Raw genomic sequence first — 15,169 nt, 5'->3', positions numbered from 1 at the left:
TAAGCACCCGCACACGTAAACACTGAAGCAAAGGACGAGAACCATATGGGCGAGCACGGTAACGGCGGTCCGAACACGGGCGCCGTCATCAAAGCAGGTGACGGGAAGTCGAGCGGCTATGCCATCGACAATCCTGGCCTGCCCCCGCACCGCCCGCGGTTGGCTGACGCGGACGAGAAGGCCGCCAAGCGCGCCGAGCGTCAGGTCTCTGCGCTCTTCCTGATCTCGATCATCGGCACTGTGATGTTCTTCGTCGGCTACTTCGTCGTCGGCGTCACCGCCGGTGACCTCGAGATGCTGCGACTGCAGAACACCCTGCTCGGCGTCGGCGTGGCCTTCGCCATGCTGGGCATCGGACTCGGCGTCGTCCAGTGGGCCCGCGCACTGATGCCGGACCACGAGGTCGTCGAGGACCGCAAGCCGCTGCGCAAGGAAGAAGACCGCGCCGAGGCTGCCCAGACGGTCAACGAGATCGTCGACGAGACTCAGATCAAGCGTCGCCCGCTCCTGCGCAACACGCTCATCGGTGCCGCCCTGCTGGCCCCGCTTCCCGCCGTCGTCGTCTTCCGTGATCTCGATACCTCCGAGGACTTCGGACCCGAGCGGATGCGCCACACGCTGTGGGAAGAGGGAGTGCGCCTGGTCCGCGATCCCACCGGCACCCCGATCCGCGCCTCCGACCTCACCGTGGGCTCCGCCGTCCATGTGGTCCCGGAGACCCTGCGCGAGGTCTCCGGCCACGGTGACCGGCTGGCCGCAAAGGCCAAGTCCGTGGTCCTGCTGATCCGGATGAACCCCGATGACTTCGAGCCCGTGACTCCAGGCCGCGAGGACTGGAAGTACGAAGGGATCATCGCCTGCTCCAAGGTCTGCACGCATGTCGGCTGCCCGGTGGCGCTCTACGAGCGGCACACGCACCACCTGCTGTGTCCCTGCCACCAGTCGACCTTTGACGCCGCTGAGGAGTTCAAGGTCATCTTTGGTCCGGCAGGCCGGCCGCTGCCCCAGCTGCCCATCACCGTCGACGATGAGGGCTTCCTCATCGCTCGCAGCGACTTCACCGAACCCGTCGGCCCGACCTACTGGGAGCGTGGCTAAAACTCATGAGCACTCAGTCTCTAGAATCCAAGTACACCGAGGAGCAGTACTCCGAGGTGGACCAGTACCAGCCGGGGACCCGCACCGGCAGGATCGCAAACTACGTGGACACCCGCGTGGGCGGCACCGGCATGGTCCGCGAGTTCGGCCGCAAGGTCTTCCCGGACCACTGGACCTTCATGTTCGGCGAGGTCGCCCTCTACAGCTTCCTGATCACCGTGATCTCCGGGGCGTTTCTGACCTTCTGGTTCGATCCCTCGATGACCAGCACGCAGTATGACGGCTCCTATGTGCCCATGCAGGGCGTGGAGATGTCCTCGGCCTACGCCACGGCGCTGGAGCTCTCCTTCGACGTCCGCGGCGGCCTGTTCATGCGCCAGCTGCACCACTGGGGCGCCCTGATGTTCATCATGGCGATGGCGATCCACATGCTGCGCGTGTTCTTCACCGGTGCCTTCCGCAAGCCGCGCGAGCTCAACTGGGTCGTCGGTTGCACCCTGCTGCTGGCAGGCCTGGGCGCCGGCTTCACCGGCTACTCGCTGCCCGATGAGGTGCTCTCCGGCAACGGTCTGCGCATCATCGACGGCATGCTCAAGGCGATCCCGGTGGTCGGCACCTACATCTCCTTCTTCCTCTTCGGCGGCGAGTTCCCCGGCGACGAGGTCATCCCGCGGCTCTACTCGCTGCACATCTTCATCATCCCCGCGGTGATCCTGATCCTGATCGCAGTCCACCTGTTCATGGTGGTCACCCACAAGCACACCCAGTACCCCGGCCCGGGCCGCACTGAGCGCAATGTGGTGGGCTACCCGATCGGGCCGGTGTACGCAGCCAAGGCCGGCGGCTTCTTCTTCGTGGTCTTCGGCGTCCTGGCCCTGCTGGCAGGCACCTTCCAGATCAACGCACTGTGGAACTACGGGCCCTATGACCCATCCCCGGTGCAGGCAGGCACCCAGCCTGACTGGTACATCGGCTGGTTCGACGGCCTGCTGCGTCTGATGCCGGGCTATATCGGAGACATACCGCTGGAGTTCGTCCTCCCGACGCCATGGGGCGGCAACAGCGTGGCGACACCTGTGCTGGCCACGTTCATCCCGATCACCGCTCTGCTGCTCGGTCTGTTCGTCTGGCCCTGGATCGAAGCCTGGATCACCGGTGACAAGCGGGAACACCACATCCTGGACCGGCCGCGCAACGTCCCCGGACGCACAGCCTTCGGTATGGCCATGATGATCTGGTACTTCGTGATGTGGGCTGCGGCCTCATCCGACCTGATCGCGACGCACTTCTCGCTCTCGTTCAACGACGTGCTCATCTGGCTCCGGGTCCTGTTCTTCGTCGGACCGATCCTCACCTTCATCATCACCAAGCGGATCTGCCTGGCCCTGCAGCGCAAGGATCGCGAGATCGTGCTGCACGGCAACGAGGCCGGTGTCATCGAGATGCTGCCGCACGGTGAGTTCCGTGAGAAGCACACCCGGGTCAGCGACTACGAGCTCTACACGCTGGTCTCCTACGAGTCTCCCGAGGTCACCGCGGCCCGCCCCAACTCTCACGGCAAGGTCGGACTGCTGGAGAAGTCACGGGTCAGGCTCAGCCGGACCTTCTTCGAGGACCGGGTGGCCCCGGTCGGCCGCGAGGAGTACATCGAGGCGCTCTCCCACGACGACCCCGGGACTGCCGCCGAGCTGCCCGCCGGTTCCGTCGGAGCGATCGAGTCCAAGAAGAACTGAACACCTATGAGGCGCTGATCATCCGGCGCTGAACGCAGAGAAGCGGCCGTCTCCCTCGCGGGAGGCGGCCGCTTCTTCGTCACCTTGTCTGTCTATTTCTTGTCGGGGCCCCGGATGATCGAGCGCAGCTTCGCCAGCCGCTCCGAGACGGCGCGCTCCGCCCCGTTGCCGGTCGGCTTGTAGTAGTCCACTCCGATCAGCTCATCGGGCACGTATTGCTGGGTGGCGACATGATGCGGCTGGTCGTGGGCGTAGATATAGCCCTTGCCGTGGCCCATCCGGTGCGCCCCGGAATAGTGCGCGTCGCGCAGGTGCGGCGGGACCGAGCCCGATCGGCCGGCCCGCACGTCGGCGATGGCGGCGTCGAGGGCCTTATAGGAGGCGTTGGACTTCGGTGCGGTCGCGATGTGCACGGTGGCCTGAGCCAGCAGGATCCGTCCCTCCGGCATGCCGATCAGCTGCACGGCGTCTGCCGCGGCCATCGCGGTCTGCAGCGCCGTGGGATCAGCCATGCCGACCTCTTCACCGGCGGCGATCACCAGGCGCCGGGCGATGAAGCGCGGGTCCTCCCCGGCGACCACCATCCGGGCCAGATAATGCAGCGCGGCGTCGGGGTCCGAGCCGCGCAGCGACTTGATGAACGCAGAGACGATGTCGTAGTGCTGGTCCCCGTCACGGTCGTAGCGCTGCACGGCGAAGTCCATCGCCTGTTCGGCGTCCCGAGCGGTGATCAGCACGGGGGAGTCCGGCTCTGGCTCGCCGGTCGAGGCGTCCGCAGCGACATCCGCGGCGCCGTCGGGGGAGCGGCCCATGGCGACGGCGGCGGCCGCCTCCAGGGTGGTCAGCACCCGGCGCGCGTCACCGCCGGCCATTCGCAGGATGTGGTCCCGCGCGACGTCGTCGAGCTCGAACGCCGAGTTCAGTCCGCGAGTGTCCTCCAACGCCCGGGTGATCAGCCCGGAGAGGTCGTCCTGGGTCAGCGACCGCAGGGTGAGCATCAGCGACCGGGAGAGCAGCGGGGCGATGATCGAGAAGGAGGGGTTCTCTGTGGTCGCGGCGACCAGGATCACCCAGCCGTTCTCCACGCCGGGCAGCAGCGCATCCTGCTGGGCCTTGTTGAACCGGTGGATCTCGTCGAGGAAGAGCACCGTGGTCTGCCCGCGCAGGTCCCGGTCCTCCAGCGCACGGTCGATGACCTGCCGGACATCCTTGACCCCGGCACGGATGGCGGAGAGCTCCACGAATTTCCGCGAGGCGCCGCGGGCCAGCACATGAGCCAGCGTGGTCTTGCCGGTCCCCGGCGGCCCGTAGAGGATCACCGAAGAGGCGCCGGCGGGACCGCGGTTGCCCTCGGCGAGGACCCGCAGCGGGGACCCCTGTTCGAGCAGGTGCTGCTGCCCGAGGACCTCCTCCAGCGTGCGCGGACGCATCCGCACCGCCAGCGGAGTATGACGACGACGCGCACCCGCCTCACCCGTGGAGGGTGAGGCGGGTGCGTCGTCGTCGCCGAAGTCGTCGGAGGCGAAGAGATCCCCCGTGATGGGATCGGCCACTGCGCCTCCTAGAGCTGGGTTCGTAGATAGATTCGAGAGGAATCCATCCCAGATTACCCGGTGCGACTCACGCCTGGGGCTTCGGCTGTGTCTCGCCCTCTGCCTTGGCGTCCGTCTTGCCGTCCGTCTTGGCTTCGGCCTTCGGCTCGGGCTTGGCGTCGACCCCGGCCTCCTTGCGCTGCTGGGCAGTGATCGGGGCCGGTGCCGCGGTGAGCGGATCGTAGCCGCCGCCGGACTTGGGGAAGGCGATGACCTCGCGGATCGATTCCTCACCGGCGAGCAGCGAGACCACGCGGTCCCAGCCGAAGGCGATGCCGCCGTGTGGGGGAGCGCCGAACTTGAAGGCGTCGAGCAGGAAGCCGAACTTCTCCTGCGCCTCGTCCTCGGGGATGCCCATCACCTTGAAGATGCGTTCCTGCACGTCGCGGCGGTAGACGCGGAGCGAGCCGCCGGCGATCTCGTTGCCGTTGCAGACCAGATCATAGGCGTTGGCCAGGGCGGAGGCGGGATCGGTGTCGAAGGTCTCGGCGAACTCCGGCTTGGGTGCGGTGAAGGCGTGGTGCACCGCCGTCCAGGCACCGGAGCCGACGGCGACATCGCCGGCCGCCTGGGCCTGCGCGGCGGGCTCGAACATCGGGGCGTCGACCACCCAGACGAAGGACCAGGCGTTCTCGTCGATCAGCCCCACTCGGGAGGCGATCTCGTTGCGGGCGGCGCCGAGCAGTCCGCGGGAGGGGGAGACCTCGCCGGCGGCGAAGAAGACGCAGTCCCCGGGGGAGGCGCCGGTGGCGGCGGCCAGACCGGACTTCTCCTCGTCGGAGAGGTTCTTGGCCACGGGGCCGCCGAGCTCGCCGTCCTCGCCGATGAGCACGTAGGCCAGGCCCTTCGCGCCGCGCTGCTTGGCCCATTCCTGCCAGGCGTCGAGGGTGCGGCGGGGCTGGGAGGCGCCGCCTGGCATCACGACGGCGCCGACGTAGGGGGCCTTGAAGACCCGGAACGGAGTGTTCTTGAAGTACTCGGTGAGCTCGGTGAGCTCCAGGTCGAAGCGCAGGTCCGGCTTGTCCGAGCCGTAGCGGGCCATCGCGTCGTGGTACGTGATGTGCGGAATCTCAGCGGGCAGCTCCACGTCGATGAGCTTCCAGAGCCGGCGCACGAGCTCCTCGGAGAGCGAGAGGATGTCGTCCTGCTCAACGAAGCTGGCTTCGATGTCGAGCTGGGTGAACTCCGGCTGGCGGTCCGCGCGGAAGTCCTCGTCGCGGTAGCAGCGGGCTAGCTGGTAGTACTTCTCGAACCCGCCGACCTGGAGCAGCTGCTTGAACAGCTGCGGGGACTGGGGCAGCGCATACCAGGCGCCCGGGGCCAGGCGAGCCGGGACCAGGAAGTCACGAGCACCCTCGGGCGTGGAGCGGGTCAGAGTGGGGGTCTCGATCTCGGTGAAGGTCTCCTCGTGGAGCAGATCCCGGGCCACCCGGTTCGCCTCGGAGCGCAGCCGCAGCGCACGCTGCGGTCCTTCACGGCGCATGTCCAGGTAGCGGTGGCGCAGTCGCGCCTCTTCGCCGATCTCGACGTGCTCATCGATCTGGAAAGGCAGCGGGGCCGAGGTGTTGAGCACCGTGACGGTCTCGGCGATGACCTCGACCTCGCCCGAGGGCAGGTTGGGGTTCTCGTTGCCGGCCGGGCGGCGCTCCACTGACCCGGTCACCTGCAGGACGAACTCGTTGCGCAGCGGGTCGAAGTCGGCCTCCTCGCGCACCACGACCTGGGCCACGCCGGAGGAGTCACGCAGATCGAGGAAGGCGACCCCGCCGTGATCTCGGCGTCGCGCCACCCATCCGGTGAGGGTGACGGTCTGGCCTATGTTCTCGGCGGTGAGGGAGCCGGAGGTGTGTGTGCGAAGCACGGTGTCCTTCCTGAGGGATCAGTTGCTCGGTGCGGGCCTGCGGCCCGGGAGTCAGTCGGTGGCCGATTCTACTATCCGCGGGAGCGCGTCCTGGGCCGGGGGCGTCCAGCTCCCCGGGTCGGCCGAGGTCTGGGCGCCGGTGCGGATGTCCTTGACCTCGTGGGCGCCGTCCTCCTCGGTGAACCAGACATACGGGATGCCGCGGCGGTCGGCATGGCGGATCTGCTTGCCGAACTTCTCGGCCTTCAGCGCGACCTCCACATTGATCCCGCGGTCGCGCAGCGCATCGGCCACATCCTGGGCGGCGCCCCAGTCCTCGTCGGAGCGCAGCGCCACGTACACCGCGGCGGGGACCTTGCGGCTGGCGGAGAGTCCGCCCTCGGCGAGGATCCGTGAGATCAGCCGGGTCACGCCGATGGAGAGCCCGACGCCGGGGAAGGTCCGCTTCCCCTTGGAGGCCAGCGATTCGTAGCGGCCCCCGGAGCAGACCGAGCCCAGCGACTCGTGACCGAGCAGCACGGTCTCGTAGACCGTGCCGGTGTAGTAGTCGAGTCCGCGGGCGATGGAGAGATCCGCGGTGACCCGGCCCGGGACCCGCTTGTTCAGCTCCGCGACGACCTCTTCGAGCTCGGCCAGACCGGCTTCGAGCAGCTCATCGGCCTCCAGCGAGCCGAGCAGGGCGCGCACCGCGTCGACGAAGGAGGTGTCGGTGGCGCGGATCTGGGCCAGCTCGAGCGCCTGCTGCGCCTGTTCCGTCGTCGCCGCGCCGGAGGAGACCAGCTCATCGCTGACCTTCTCGGCGCCGATCTTCTCCAGCTTGTCGATGGCGCGCAGCACCGCAGTGGTGTCGGTGAGCCCGATGGAGCGGTAGAAGCCCTCGGAGAGCTTGCGGTTGTTGACCCGAAGCATGAAGTCACCGATCGGCAGCGCCTCCAGCGCCTTGGCCATGACCACGCCGATCTCGACGTCGCTGCGGAAGGGGAGCGCGCCGTCGCCCACCAGGTCGATGTCGGCCTGGGTGAACTCGCGGTACCGACCATCCTGGGGGCGTTCACCGCGCCAGACCTTCTGGATCTGGTAGCGCCGGAACGGGAAGTCCAGGTGACCGGCGTTCTCCACCACGTAGCGGGCGAAGGGCACGGTCAGGTCGAAGTGCAGGGCCAGCCGGGCCTCGCGACCTTCCTCCTCCTGCAGCCGGGAGACGGCGTAGATCTCCTTGTCGATCTCGCCCTTCTGCAGCAGCGTGTCGATGGTTTCCACCGCCCGCGACTCGATGGAGGCGAAGCCGTGGCGTTCGAACACCTCGCGGAGCGTGTCCAACACGTGCAGCTCCACCAGCCGCTCCTCGGGGAGCCATTCGGTGAAGCCGGAGAGAGAGGTGGTTCGTGCCATGAGTGTGCGCGCAGTCCTTGGGTCGTCGGGGGAGCCTGGAATCGGGCCCGTTCAGCATAACGGCTCCGGTAGGCTGGTGGCATGAGTCCTGCAGTCAAGCCCGACCACCATGAGACCTCCATCGTGGAAGCCCGCCGATTCGCCCGTGTGGATGAAGAGGGCCATGTCTACGCCCTGACCCCTGCGACCGATCACTCGAAGACCGCCGCTGCCGCGCCGCAGGACGGCGCTGCCGCCCCGGAGGACGCTGCGGCAGAGACCTCCACGGCGGAGACCTCGACGGCGGAGACCTCCGCAGCAGAGGCGCCCGCGGCAGAGGCCGCCCCTGAGGACGGTGCCGCAGCCCAGGCCGCCGGCGCCGCAGGAGCCCAGGCCGGCGAGACCTACGTGGGACAGTTCTCCGGCGCCAGCGCAGACGAGGCGCTGCACTACTTCACCCGCAAATTCGACGAGCTCTACAACCGGGCGCTGCTGCTGCGCGCCCGTGCCGCAGCCGGCGCCGATTCGGCCAAGGCGCTGCACGAGTCGCTGGGACACATCCGCAAGGAGCTCACCGACGGCACCTGGGTCGGCGACGTCGCCGCCCTGAGCGCGCTGCTGGAAGAGATCTCCACCGAGATCGACCAGCGCGCCGCCGTCGAGGCCCAGGAGGCCGAAGTGGTGCTCGCCGAGCATCTGGCCACTCGGGAACAGATCGTCGCCGAGGTGGAGCTGCTGGCCGAGGCCGACCCCACCACGCAGCACTGGAAGAGCGCCCAGGCCCGGATGAACGAGCTCTTCGAGGCGTGGAAGGCCGAGCAGAAGAAGCCGCCGCGACTGACGAAGTCTCAGGAAGACCCGTACTGGAAGAGGTTCCGCGCCGCGCGGAACCTCTTCGAGAAGAACCGGCGCGCCTTCTTCGCCTCCCGCGACAAGGAGCACGGCGACATCAAGGCCGCCAAGGAGGCCCTGATCGCCGAGGCGGAGCAGCTCAAGGACTCCGATGACTTCGGCGGCACCACCAAGGCCTACCACCGGCTGATGGATGACTGGAAAGCCCTGGGTCGCGGGGCTCGCAAGACCGACGACGCCCAGTGGGCCCGCTTCCGCGCGGCCCAGGACGTGTTCTTCGGCGCGCGGGACAAGGCCAACGCGGAGACCGATGCGGAGTATGCAGAGAACCTCACCGTGAAGCTCGCGCTGCTGGAGGAGTTCGAGGCGCTCATGCCGATCGAGAACCCCGAGGCCGTCCGCGAGAAGTACCAGGCGATCCTGAACCGCTGGGACGCCGCCGGCCGGGTGCCCCGTGCCGACATGAAGTCCATCGAGAATCGACTCAAGCGCGTCCAGGACGCGTTCCGCGACGCGGAGCAGTCGCACTGGCGCAAGACCGACCCCGAGACCATTGCGCGGCAGAACTCGATGCTCACCCAGCTCGACGACGCCATCGCTGAACTGGAAGCGGCGCTAGAAGCCGCCCAGGCCAGCGGCGACACCAAGGCGATCGAGGAAGCGAAAGAGGCGTTGGACGCGCGAAGGAGCTGGCGAGATATGTTGAAGTAACGAATAGATTACACTCGTCAAAGATCTGGCGACCCACTGGCCATTCCCCGTGGGTCTCTGGACTTGTGCCGTCGACACCCAGTGAGGACTTCGCGTGAGCGATCAACAGCCACCTGAGTCGGGCTCCCCGCGCAACCGCCGCGAGAATCGCAAGGCGCGGAAGCGTGAGCTCGATGAGCAGCGTGAACGCCAGAGTGCCGCCCAGGGGGGCGCCCCGGACGAGACGACGCGCTCGGCGCGCGCCCGCTCCGCCGACTCAGCAGCCCCCGCGGCGGACCCCGCTGCACCGTCCCCGCGCCCCGAGACAGAGTCCTCCGACTCCGTCCCCGACCACCGTCTCGCCTCGGCTCCTGCCAGTGCGCCGGGGCAGGGCTCGGTGATCTTCGACCAGGACGACTTCCCTGAGGGCAGGCTGGAACGCGAAGAGCACCACGAAGACCCAGACCAGATGGATCCCCAGAGCGGCGATCCGCATCACGCCGACCCGCGGCCGGCTGATCCCTACCCCGGTGAGGCCGCAGACTCCGAGCCCACTGCGCCCTCCGCCGCGACCCCCTTCGACCAGGTGGTGATCGGGACCGATCGGATCCTCTCCGCCGACGAGGTCGACGACGAGTCGGAGTACGCGCTCGAAGACGAGTCGGGCTTCCCCCTCGAAGATGACCTCGAGGATGATTACTACGAAGGCGCCCGCATCGATCACGACGACGACGGGACACCCCTGCTGATCTCATCCTCCACCCATGGCCGCAGCTACCAGACGGTCTCCGCCGTCGAGGGCGGTGCGACTCAGGCCGTGCTGGAGAAGCGACGCAGCAAGCGACGTCGGCGCAACCTCACCCTCAGCGTGGCCTTCGGCCTCTTCGCGCTGCTGCTGGTCGGCTTCGTGGTGGTGCTGCAGTCGCTGTTCGGCAGCAGCGGTCCGGAGGACTTCGAGACCCAGGCTGGTGAGAGCGTGGAGTTCACCGTGGAAGAGGGAGACGGGCCGGCGCTGCTGCGCTCCCGCCTGGTGGAGGCCGGGATCATCGCCAGTGACGACGCGTTCGACGAAGCGTTCGCCGAGCTCGAGGATGAGCCTTCCTTGCAGCCGGGTGAGTTCGAGCTGCGCGAGCAGATGCCCGCCGCAGACGCGCTGGCGGTCATCTTCGAGGAGGGGGAGGCGCTTCGCTACATCTCCTTGCAGGACAACACCCGCATCGACGCCGCACTGAGCTCCATCGCCGCCCAGGCCGGGATCCCCGAGAGCGACATCCGGCAGGCCGCTGAGGACCCCAGCGACTACGGCCTGCCCGAGGAAGCCGAGACGCTCGAGGGCTACCTCGCGGCCGGGGAGTATCAGCCCACCTTCGAGGCGACTCCCGAAGAGATCCTGCAGGAGATGGTGGACACCACCTTCGAGCGGCTCGAAGAGCTCGGCATCACCGATGAGGACGAGCAGTGGCGCACCGTGATCATCGCCTCGCTGCTCACCGCAGAGGGTCTGCCCGGGGACTACGAAGAGATCGCCGGGATCATCGAGAACCGGCTGGACCCGGGCAACTCCGAGACCGACGGGCTGCTGCAGATCGACGCCACCGTGATCTACGGCCTCGGCACACAGAGCGTGCAGTTCACCGAGGAAGAGCGCGCCGACGCGTCGAACGAATACAACACCTACCAGAACCCGGGCCTGCCACCCGGGCCCGTGGCCGCTCCCAATATGGAGACCCTCGAAGCAGCCGCGAACCCCGATGAGAACGACTACTACTACTGGGTCACCGTGGACCTCGAGACCGGTGAGACCAAGTTCGCCTCAGACTATGAGGAGCACCTGGGCTACGTGGAGGAGTTCAACGCCTACTGCGAGGACAACCCCGAGGTGTGCGAGGGCGAATCGACCCAGGAGAACGCCGGACCGTGACCCGCCAGGCCGCTGTGCTGGGCCACCCGATCGCCCACTCGCTCTCCCCGCTGCTGCACACCGCCGCGTACGAGCACCTGGGGCTCGACGCCCAGTATCGGCGCATCGACCTCCCCGAGGAGTCGCTGCACGACTTCCTGCGCGGCGAGGGGGCGGCGGAGGACTGGATGGGCTGGTCGGTGACCATGCCGCTGAAGGCCGCCATGCTCCGCGCCGTGGACCACCCCTCGGCACGGGTCACCGCGCTGGGAGTGCTCAACACCGTCATCCACCGGACTGACGACAGCTCCGCTGACACCTCGCACGCAACCTCCGGCGGGCCCCGGCGGACGCTCTCGGCGGAGAACACCGACGTGGACGGCATCGTCGCGGCCCTGGGCGAGGCCGGGCTGCACCCGGCGTCGTCGTCGGTCCGGGGAAGCTTCGGGATCATCGGGGCCGGCGCCACCGCCACCGCCGCGATGGCCGCCGCCGCGGAGCTCGGCTACAGCCAGGTCCGCAGCTACGCTCGGTCGATCCCGCGCGGGCTCGAGCTGGAGCCGGTGGCCGCCGCGCTGGGCCTCTCACTCAGCGTGACCGAACTTTCGAACCTGCCCCGCGAGCTGAGCACCGGCCCTCAGGGTTCCGGACGGGCTCCTCGCAAGGCTGCTGGTCTCGGACCGGTGCCGCTGGACCCGGCTGGTCCGGCTGGCGTCCAGCTCGAGGCCGTGGTCTCCACCCTGCCGCCGCGCGCCGCCGACGAGATCGCCGCGCGCCTGCCCCGACTGGACCGCCCGGTCCCGCTGCTCGACGTCGCCTACGACCCCTGGCCCTCGGCCCTGGCCCGCTCCTGGGACGCCGCCGGAGGCCGTGTGGTCAGCGGCCTGGTGATGCTGCTCCACCAGGCCGTGAAGCAGGTGGAGCTGTTCAGCGCAAGCACCTCGACCCCGGCGGCAGAGCTCTCCGAAGCGTCCCACGCCCAGATGGTGGCAAAGATGAGGCGCTCCATCGGTTTATGATGGACCCCATGTTGCGCTGGCTCACTTCCGGAGAATCACACGGCAAATCCCTCGTCGGAATCCTGGAAGGGCTTCCCGCCGGCGTCTCGCTGAGCACCTCCGCGGTGCAGGAGAAGCTGGCCCGCCGTCGCCTCGGCTATGGCCGCGGAGCGCGGATGAAGTTCGAACAGGACCAGGTCGCCCTGCTGGCAGGCGTGCGCCACGGCGTCACCATCGGCGGTCCGCTGACCATCGAGGTCGGCAACACCGAGTGGCCCAAATGGGAGAAGGTGATGTCGGCCGATCCGGTGGATCCCGCCGAGCTGGACCACCTCGCCCGCAACGCCCCGCTGACCCGGCCCCGTCCCGGTCACGCCGACTACACCGGCATGCAGAAATATGGCTTCGGAGAGGCCCGTCCGGTCCTGGAGCGCGCTTCCGCGCGTGAGACCGCGACCCGCGTCGCCCTCGGCGCCGCCGCGCAGTCCTTCCTGGACGAGCTCGGGATCACCACGGTCTCCCACACCACCGCGATCGGGCCGGTGCAGATCCCGGCCGATGCCCCGCTGCCCCGATTCGCCGACGCGAAGGCGCTGGACGCTGACCCGCTGCGCTGCTTCGACGCGGAGACCTCCGAACGGATGGTCGCCGAGGTCGACGACGCCCATCGCGCAGGGGAGACCCTCGGCGGCGTGGTCGAGGTGATCGTGGAGGGGCTTCCCCCGGGCCTGGGCAGCTACGTGCACTGGGACCGCCGGCTGGACTCCCGCCTCGCCGGAGCCCTGATGGGCATCCAGGCAATCAAGGGCGTGGAGGTCGGCGACGGCTTCGAGACCACCCGACGCCGCGGCTCCGCCGCCCACGACGAGATCGTCCTCGACGACGACGGCCAGATCGCCCGCACCTCCAACCGCGCCGGCGGCATCGAAGGCGGCATGAGCATCGGCGGGCCGCTGCGGGTCCGTGCCGGGATGAAGCCCATCGCCACCGTGCCGCGCGCCCTGCGCACCGTGGACACCGCCACCGGCGAGGCGACCACCGCGCATCACCAGCGCTCCGACGTCTGCGCCGTCCCGGCGGCCGGCGTCGTTGCCGAGGCCATGGTGGCCCTGGTCATCGCCGAGGCAGTGTTGGAGAAGTTCGGCGGCGACTCGGTGGCAGAGGTGCAGCGCAACCTGCGCAGCTACCTCGATCACCTTCCCGAGCTGGGCGGCGACCCTGCAGGCGCCGGCGCGGACGGAGATCCGCTGCAGGCCCCCGCCGCGATGCAAGACTGATGCGTCAGCCCGCAGCCGCCGAGCAGCGAGGCGACGGCCGCAACATCGTGCTGATCGGACCGATGGGCTCCGGAAAGTCCACCGTGGGCGCCGCCCTGGCCCGTCGGCTGCACCGGCCCCACGTGGACAGCGACCACTTCTTCGTCGCCCGACACGGCCCGATCCCCGCGTACTTCTCGCTGCACGGAGAGCAGATCTTCCGCGCCGAGGAGGAGAACATCGTCGCCGAGCTGCTCGACTCCCCGCGCCCCTCGGTGATCAGCCTCGGCGGAGGCTCGGTGCTCAGCCCGAAGACCCGCGAGCTGCTGCGCGAGCAGCTGGTGATCCTGCTGGACCTCACCCAGGACCAGGCCGCGCTGCGCCTGGGTGACGGCTCCACCCGCCCGATCCTCGGCGCCCACCCGGTCGAGGCGTGGAAGCGCATCTACGCCGAACGCGAGCAGATCTATCGAGACTGCGCTGATATCGTCATGACCCCGGATGATGAGCACATCGACGTGCGAGTCGATCACATCGTGCGAGCCCTCACCACCACCTCCAGGAGAGATCCAAGCGTATGAGCCACCAGGCCGAGACCGAGGCTTCCGCCCCAGCCCCTGACCCAACGATCATCACCGTCGGGGAGGGTGCGGGCTCCGGCGGCCAAGAACTGGGCTACGACGTCGTCATCGGCAACGGACTGCTCTCCCGGCTGCCCGGACTCGTCGGCACCCAGGCAGAACGCGTCCTGGTGATCCACCCCCGGGCGCTGCGCGCCACCGGCGACGTGGTCCGTGAGGACCTCGAGAAGGCCGGGTACCAGGCGCTGGTCGCCGAGATCCCGGACGCCGAGGAGGGCAAGCACATCCAGGTCGCCGCCTTCTGCTGGCAGGTCCTGGGACAGAACGACTTCACCCGCTCCGACGCGATCGTCGCGGTCGGCGGAGGCGCGGTGACCGACGCCGCCGGCTTCGTGGCCGCCACCTGGCTGCGCGGCATCCGCGTGGTCCACATGCCCACCACGCTGCTGGGCATGGTCGACGCCGCCGTGGGTGGGAAGACCGGGATCAACACCTCCGAGGGCAAGAACCTGGTCGGCTCTTTCCACCAGCCCGCCGGGGTCCTCGCGGACCTGGACACGCTGCTCACCCTGCCGCGCAATGAGCTGGTCGCCGGACTGGCCGAGGTCGTCAAATGCGGATTCATCGCCGATGAGCGGATCCTCGACATCATCGAGGCCGCCCCCGAGCAGGCGCAGAACCCGCACTCCTGGCAGATCCGCGAGCTCATCGAACGCGCCATCTCGGTCAAGGCCAAGGTGGTCGGTGAGGACGTCCTCGAGTCAGGGGTCCGCGAGTCGCTGAACTACGGCCACACCCTGGGCCACGCCATCGAGCTTGCCGAGCGCTACCAGTGGCGCCACGGCGCGGCCATCTCGGTGGGCATGATCTTCGCCGCCGAGCTCGCACGCAGCCTGGGCCGCCTCGACGACGCCACCGCCGACCGCCACCACGCGGTGCTGAACCTGCTGGGGCTGCCCACCACCTACCGCGACGACCGCTGGAGCCAGCTGCTCGAGGGCATCCGCCGGGACAAGAAGAACCGCGGCGACCAGCTGCGGTTCGTGCTGCTCAACGGCCAGGGACAGCCGACCACGGTCGAGATCCCTGACGCGTCGATCCTCTTCGCGACCTACCAGGAGATCGCCCAGCCGGAGACCGGAAGCATGATGTCACTCTGAGTCCAGCGCGCAACCCTGTAGAATCGATTGGCGCTGCGTGGAATACCCGCGCCCGTGTGACCCAAGGAAAGGCAGAT

General features: G+C 68.6%; 11 protein-coding genes. 8 read left to right on the top strand and 3 right to left on the bottom strand.

The features are described 5' to 3' along the window. The first annotated feature begins 45 nt into the window (after window positions 1–45). The gene (qcrA, locus tag ACHAA4_RS02685) at window positions 46–1,098 is read left to right on the top strand and encodes a cytochrome bc1 complex Rieske iron-sulfur subunit (RefSeq protein ID WP_435772641.1); all 1,053 of its coding nucleotides are present in this window, start codon (window positions 46–48) and stop codon (window positions 1,096–1,098) included. 5 nt (window positions 1,099–1,103) lie between these two features. Next, window positions 1,104–2,831 carry a cytochrome bc1 complex cytochrome b subunit gene (gene qcrB / locus ACHAA4_RS02680; protein ID WP_435772640.1) on the top strand — a complete coding sequence of 576 codons (1,728 nt, stop codon included), beginning with the start codon at window positions 1,104–1,106 and terminating at the stop codon, window positions 2,829–2,831. 92 nt (window positions 2,832–2,923) lie between these two features. Here qcrB and ACHAA4_RS02675 read toward each other — a convergent pair whose 3' ends face one another. The 3 genes from ACHAA4_RS02675 to hisS all read right to left on the bottom strand — a co-directional run bounded on the left by ACHAA4_RS02675 (window position 2,924) and on the right by hisS (window position 7,676). Further along, on the bottom strand, window positions 2,924–4,384 hold the full coding sequence (locus ACHAA4_RS02675) for a replication-associated recombination protein A (protein WP_435772639.1): 1,461 nt from the start codon (window positions 4,382–4,384) through the stop codon (window positions 2,924–2,926). A 67-nt stretch (window positions 4,385–4,451) separates the two neighbouring features. Continuing rightward, window positions 4,452–6,284, bottom strand: coding sequence for an aspartate--tRNA ligase (aspS, locus tag ACHAA4_RS02670; protein ID WP_435772638.1), 1,833 nt, complete (start codon window positions 6,282–6,284; stop codon window positions 4,452–4,454). A 51-nt stretch (window positions 6,285–6,335) separates the two neighbouring features. Beyond that, complete coding sequence (hisS, locus tag ACHAA4_RS02665) at window positions 6,336–7,676, bottom strand: histidine--tRNA ligase (RefSeq protein ID WP_435772637.1); 1,341 nt, start codon at window positions 7,674–7,676, stop codon at window positions 6,336–6,338. An 81-nt stretch (window positions 7,677–7,757) separates the two neighbouring features. On the opposite strand from hisS, the gene ACHAA4_RS02660 reads away from it, so the two are divergent. The 6 genes from ACHAA4_RS02660 (at window position 7,758) to aroB (ending at window position 15,092) form a co-directional block, all read left to right on the top strand. Further along, complete coding sequence (locus ACHAA4_RS02660; RefSeq protein ID WP_435772636.1) at window positions 7,758–9,218, top strand: DUF349 domain-containing protein; 1,461 nt, start codon at window positions 7,758–7,760, stop codon at window positions 9,216–9,218. 94 nt (window positions 9,219–9,312) lie between these two features. Further along, window positions 9,313–11,118 carry an endolytic transglycosylase MltG gene (locus tag ACHAA4_RS02655; RefSeq protein ID WP_435772635.1) on the top strand — a complete coding sequence of 602 codons (1,806 nt, stop codon included), beginning with the start codon at window positions 9,313–9,315 and terminating at the stop codon, window positions 11,116–11,118. Beyond that, on the top strand, window positions 11,115–12,116 hold the full coding sequence (locus ACHAA4_RS02650; protein WP_435772634.1) for a shikimate dehydrogenase family protein: 1,002 nt from the start codon (window positions 11,115–11,117) through the stop codon (window positions 12,114–12,116). The genes ACHAA4_RS02655 and ACHAA4_RS02650 overlap by 4 nt, the downstream gene beginning before the upstream one ends. Window positions 12,117–12,124: 8 nt before the next feature. Further along, window positions 12,125–13,372 (top strand): chorismate synthase, encoded by a 1,248-nt coding sequence (gene aroC, locus ACHAA4_RS02645; RefSeq protein ID WP_435772633.1) that lies wholly within the window; start codon window positions 12,125–12,127, stop codon window positions 13,370–13,372. Then, window positions 13,372–13,932, top strand: a complete 561-nt coding sequence (locus tag ACHAA4_RS02640) for a shikimate kinase (RefSeq protein ID WP_435772632.1) — start codon at window positions 13,372–13,374, stop codon at window positions 13,930–13,932. The genes aroC and ACHAA4_RS02640 overlap by 1 nt, the downstream gene beginning before the upstream one ends. Then, window positions 13,929–15,092, top strand: a complete 1,164-nt coding sequence (aroB, locus tag ACHAA4_RS02635; protein ID WP_435772631.1) for a 3-dehydroquinate synthase — start codon at window positions 13,929–13,931, stop codon at window positions 15,090–15,092. The genes ACHAA4_RS02640 and aroB overlap by 4 nt, the downstream gene beginning before the upstream one ends. Window positions 15,093–15,169 lie beyond the last annotated feature (77 nt).

The organism is Nesterenkonia maliinae, from assembly GCF_051262655.1.
GTDB lineage: Bacteria > Actinomycetota > Actinomycetes > Actinomycetales > Micrococcaceae > Nesterenkonia.
This window is presented reverse-complemented; position numbering and strand designations above follow the sequence as displayed.

Excerpts from the sequence above, each read along its gene's own strand:
- ACHAA4_RS02640 (WP_435772632.1), top strand. The coding sequence starts at position 13,372 with ATGCGTCAGCCCGCAGCCGCCGAGCAGCGAGGCGACGGCCGCAACATC.
- qcrA (WP_435772641.1), top strand. The coding sequence starts at position 46 with ATGGGCGAGCACGGTAACGGCGGTCCGAACACGGGCGCCGTCATCAAA.
- aroC (WP_435772633.1), top strand. The coding sequence starts at position 12,125 with ATGTTGCGCTGGCTCACTTCCGGAGAATCACACGGCAAATCCCTCGTC.
- hisS (WP_435772637.1), bottom strand. The coding sequence starts at position 7,676 with ATGGCACGAACCACCTCTCTCTCCGGCTTCACCGAATGGCTCCCCGAG.
- ACHAA4_RS02660 (WP_435772636.1), top strand. The coding sequence starts at position 7,758 with ATGAGTCCTGCAGTCAAGCCCGACCACCATGAGACCTCCATCGTGGAA.
- qcrB (WP_435772640.1), top strand. The coding sequence starts at position 1,104 with ATGAGCACTCAGTCTCTAGAATCCAAGTACACCGAGGAGCAGTACTCC.
- aroB (WP_435772631.1), top strand. The coding sequence starts at position 13,929 with ATGAGCCACCAGGCCGAGACCGAGGCTTCCGCCCCAGCCCCTGACCCA.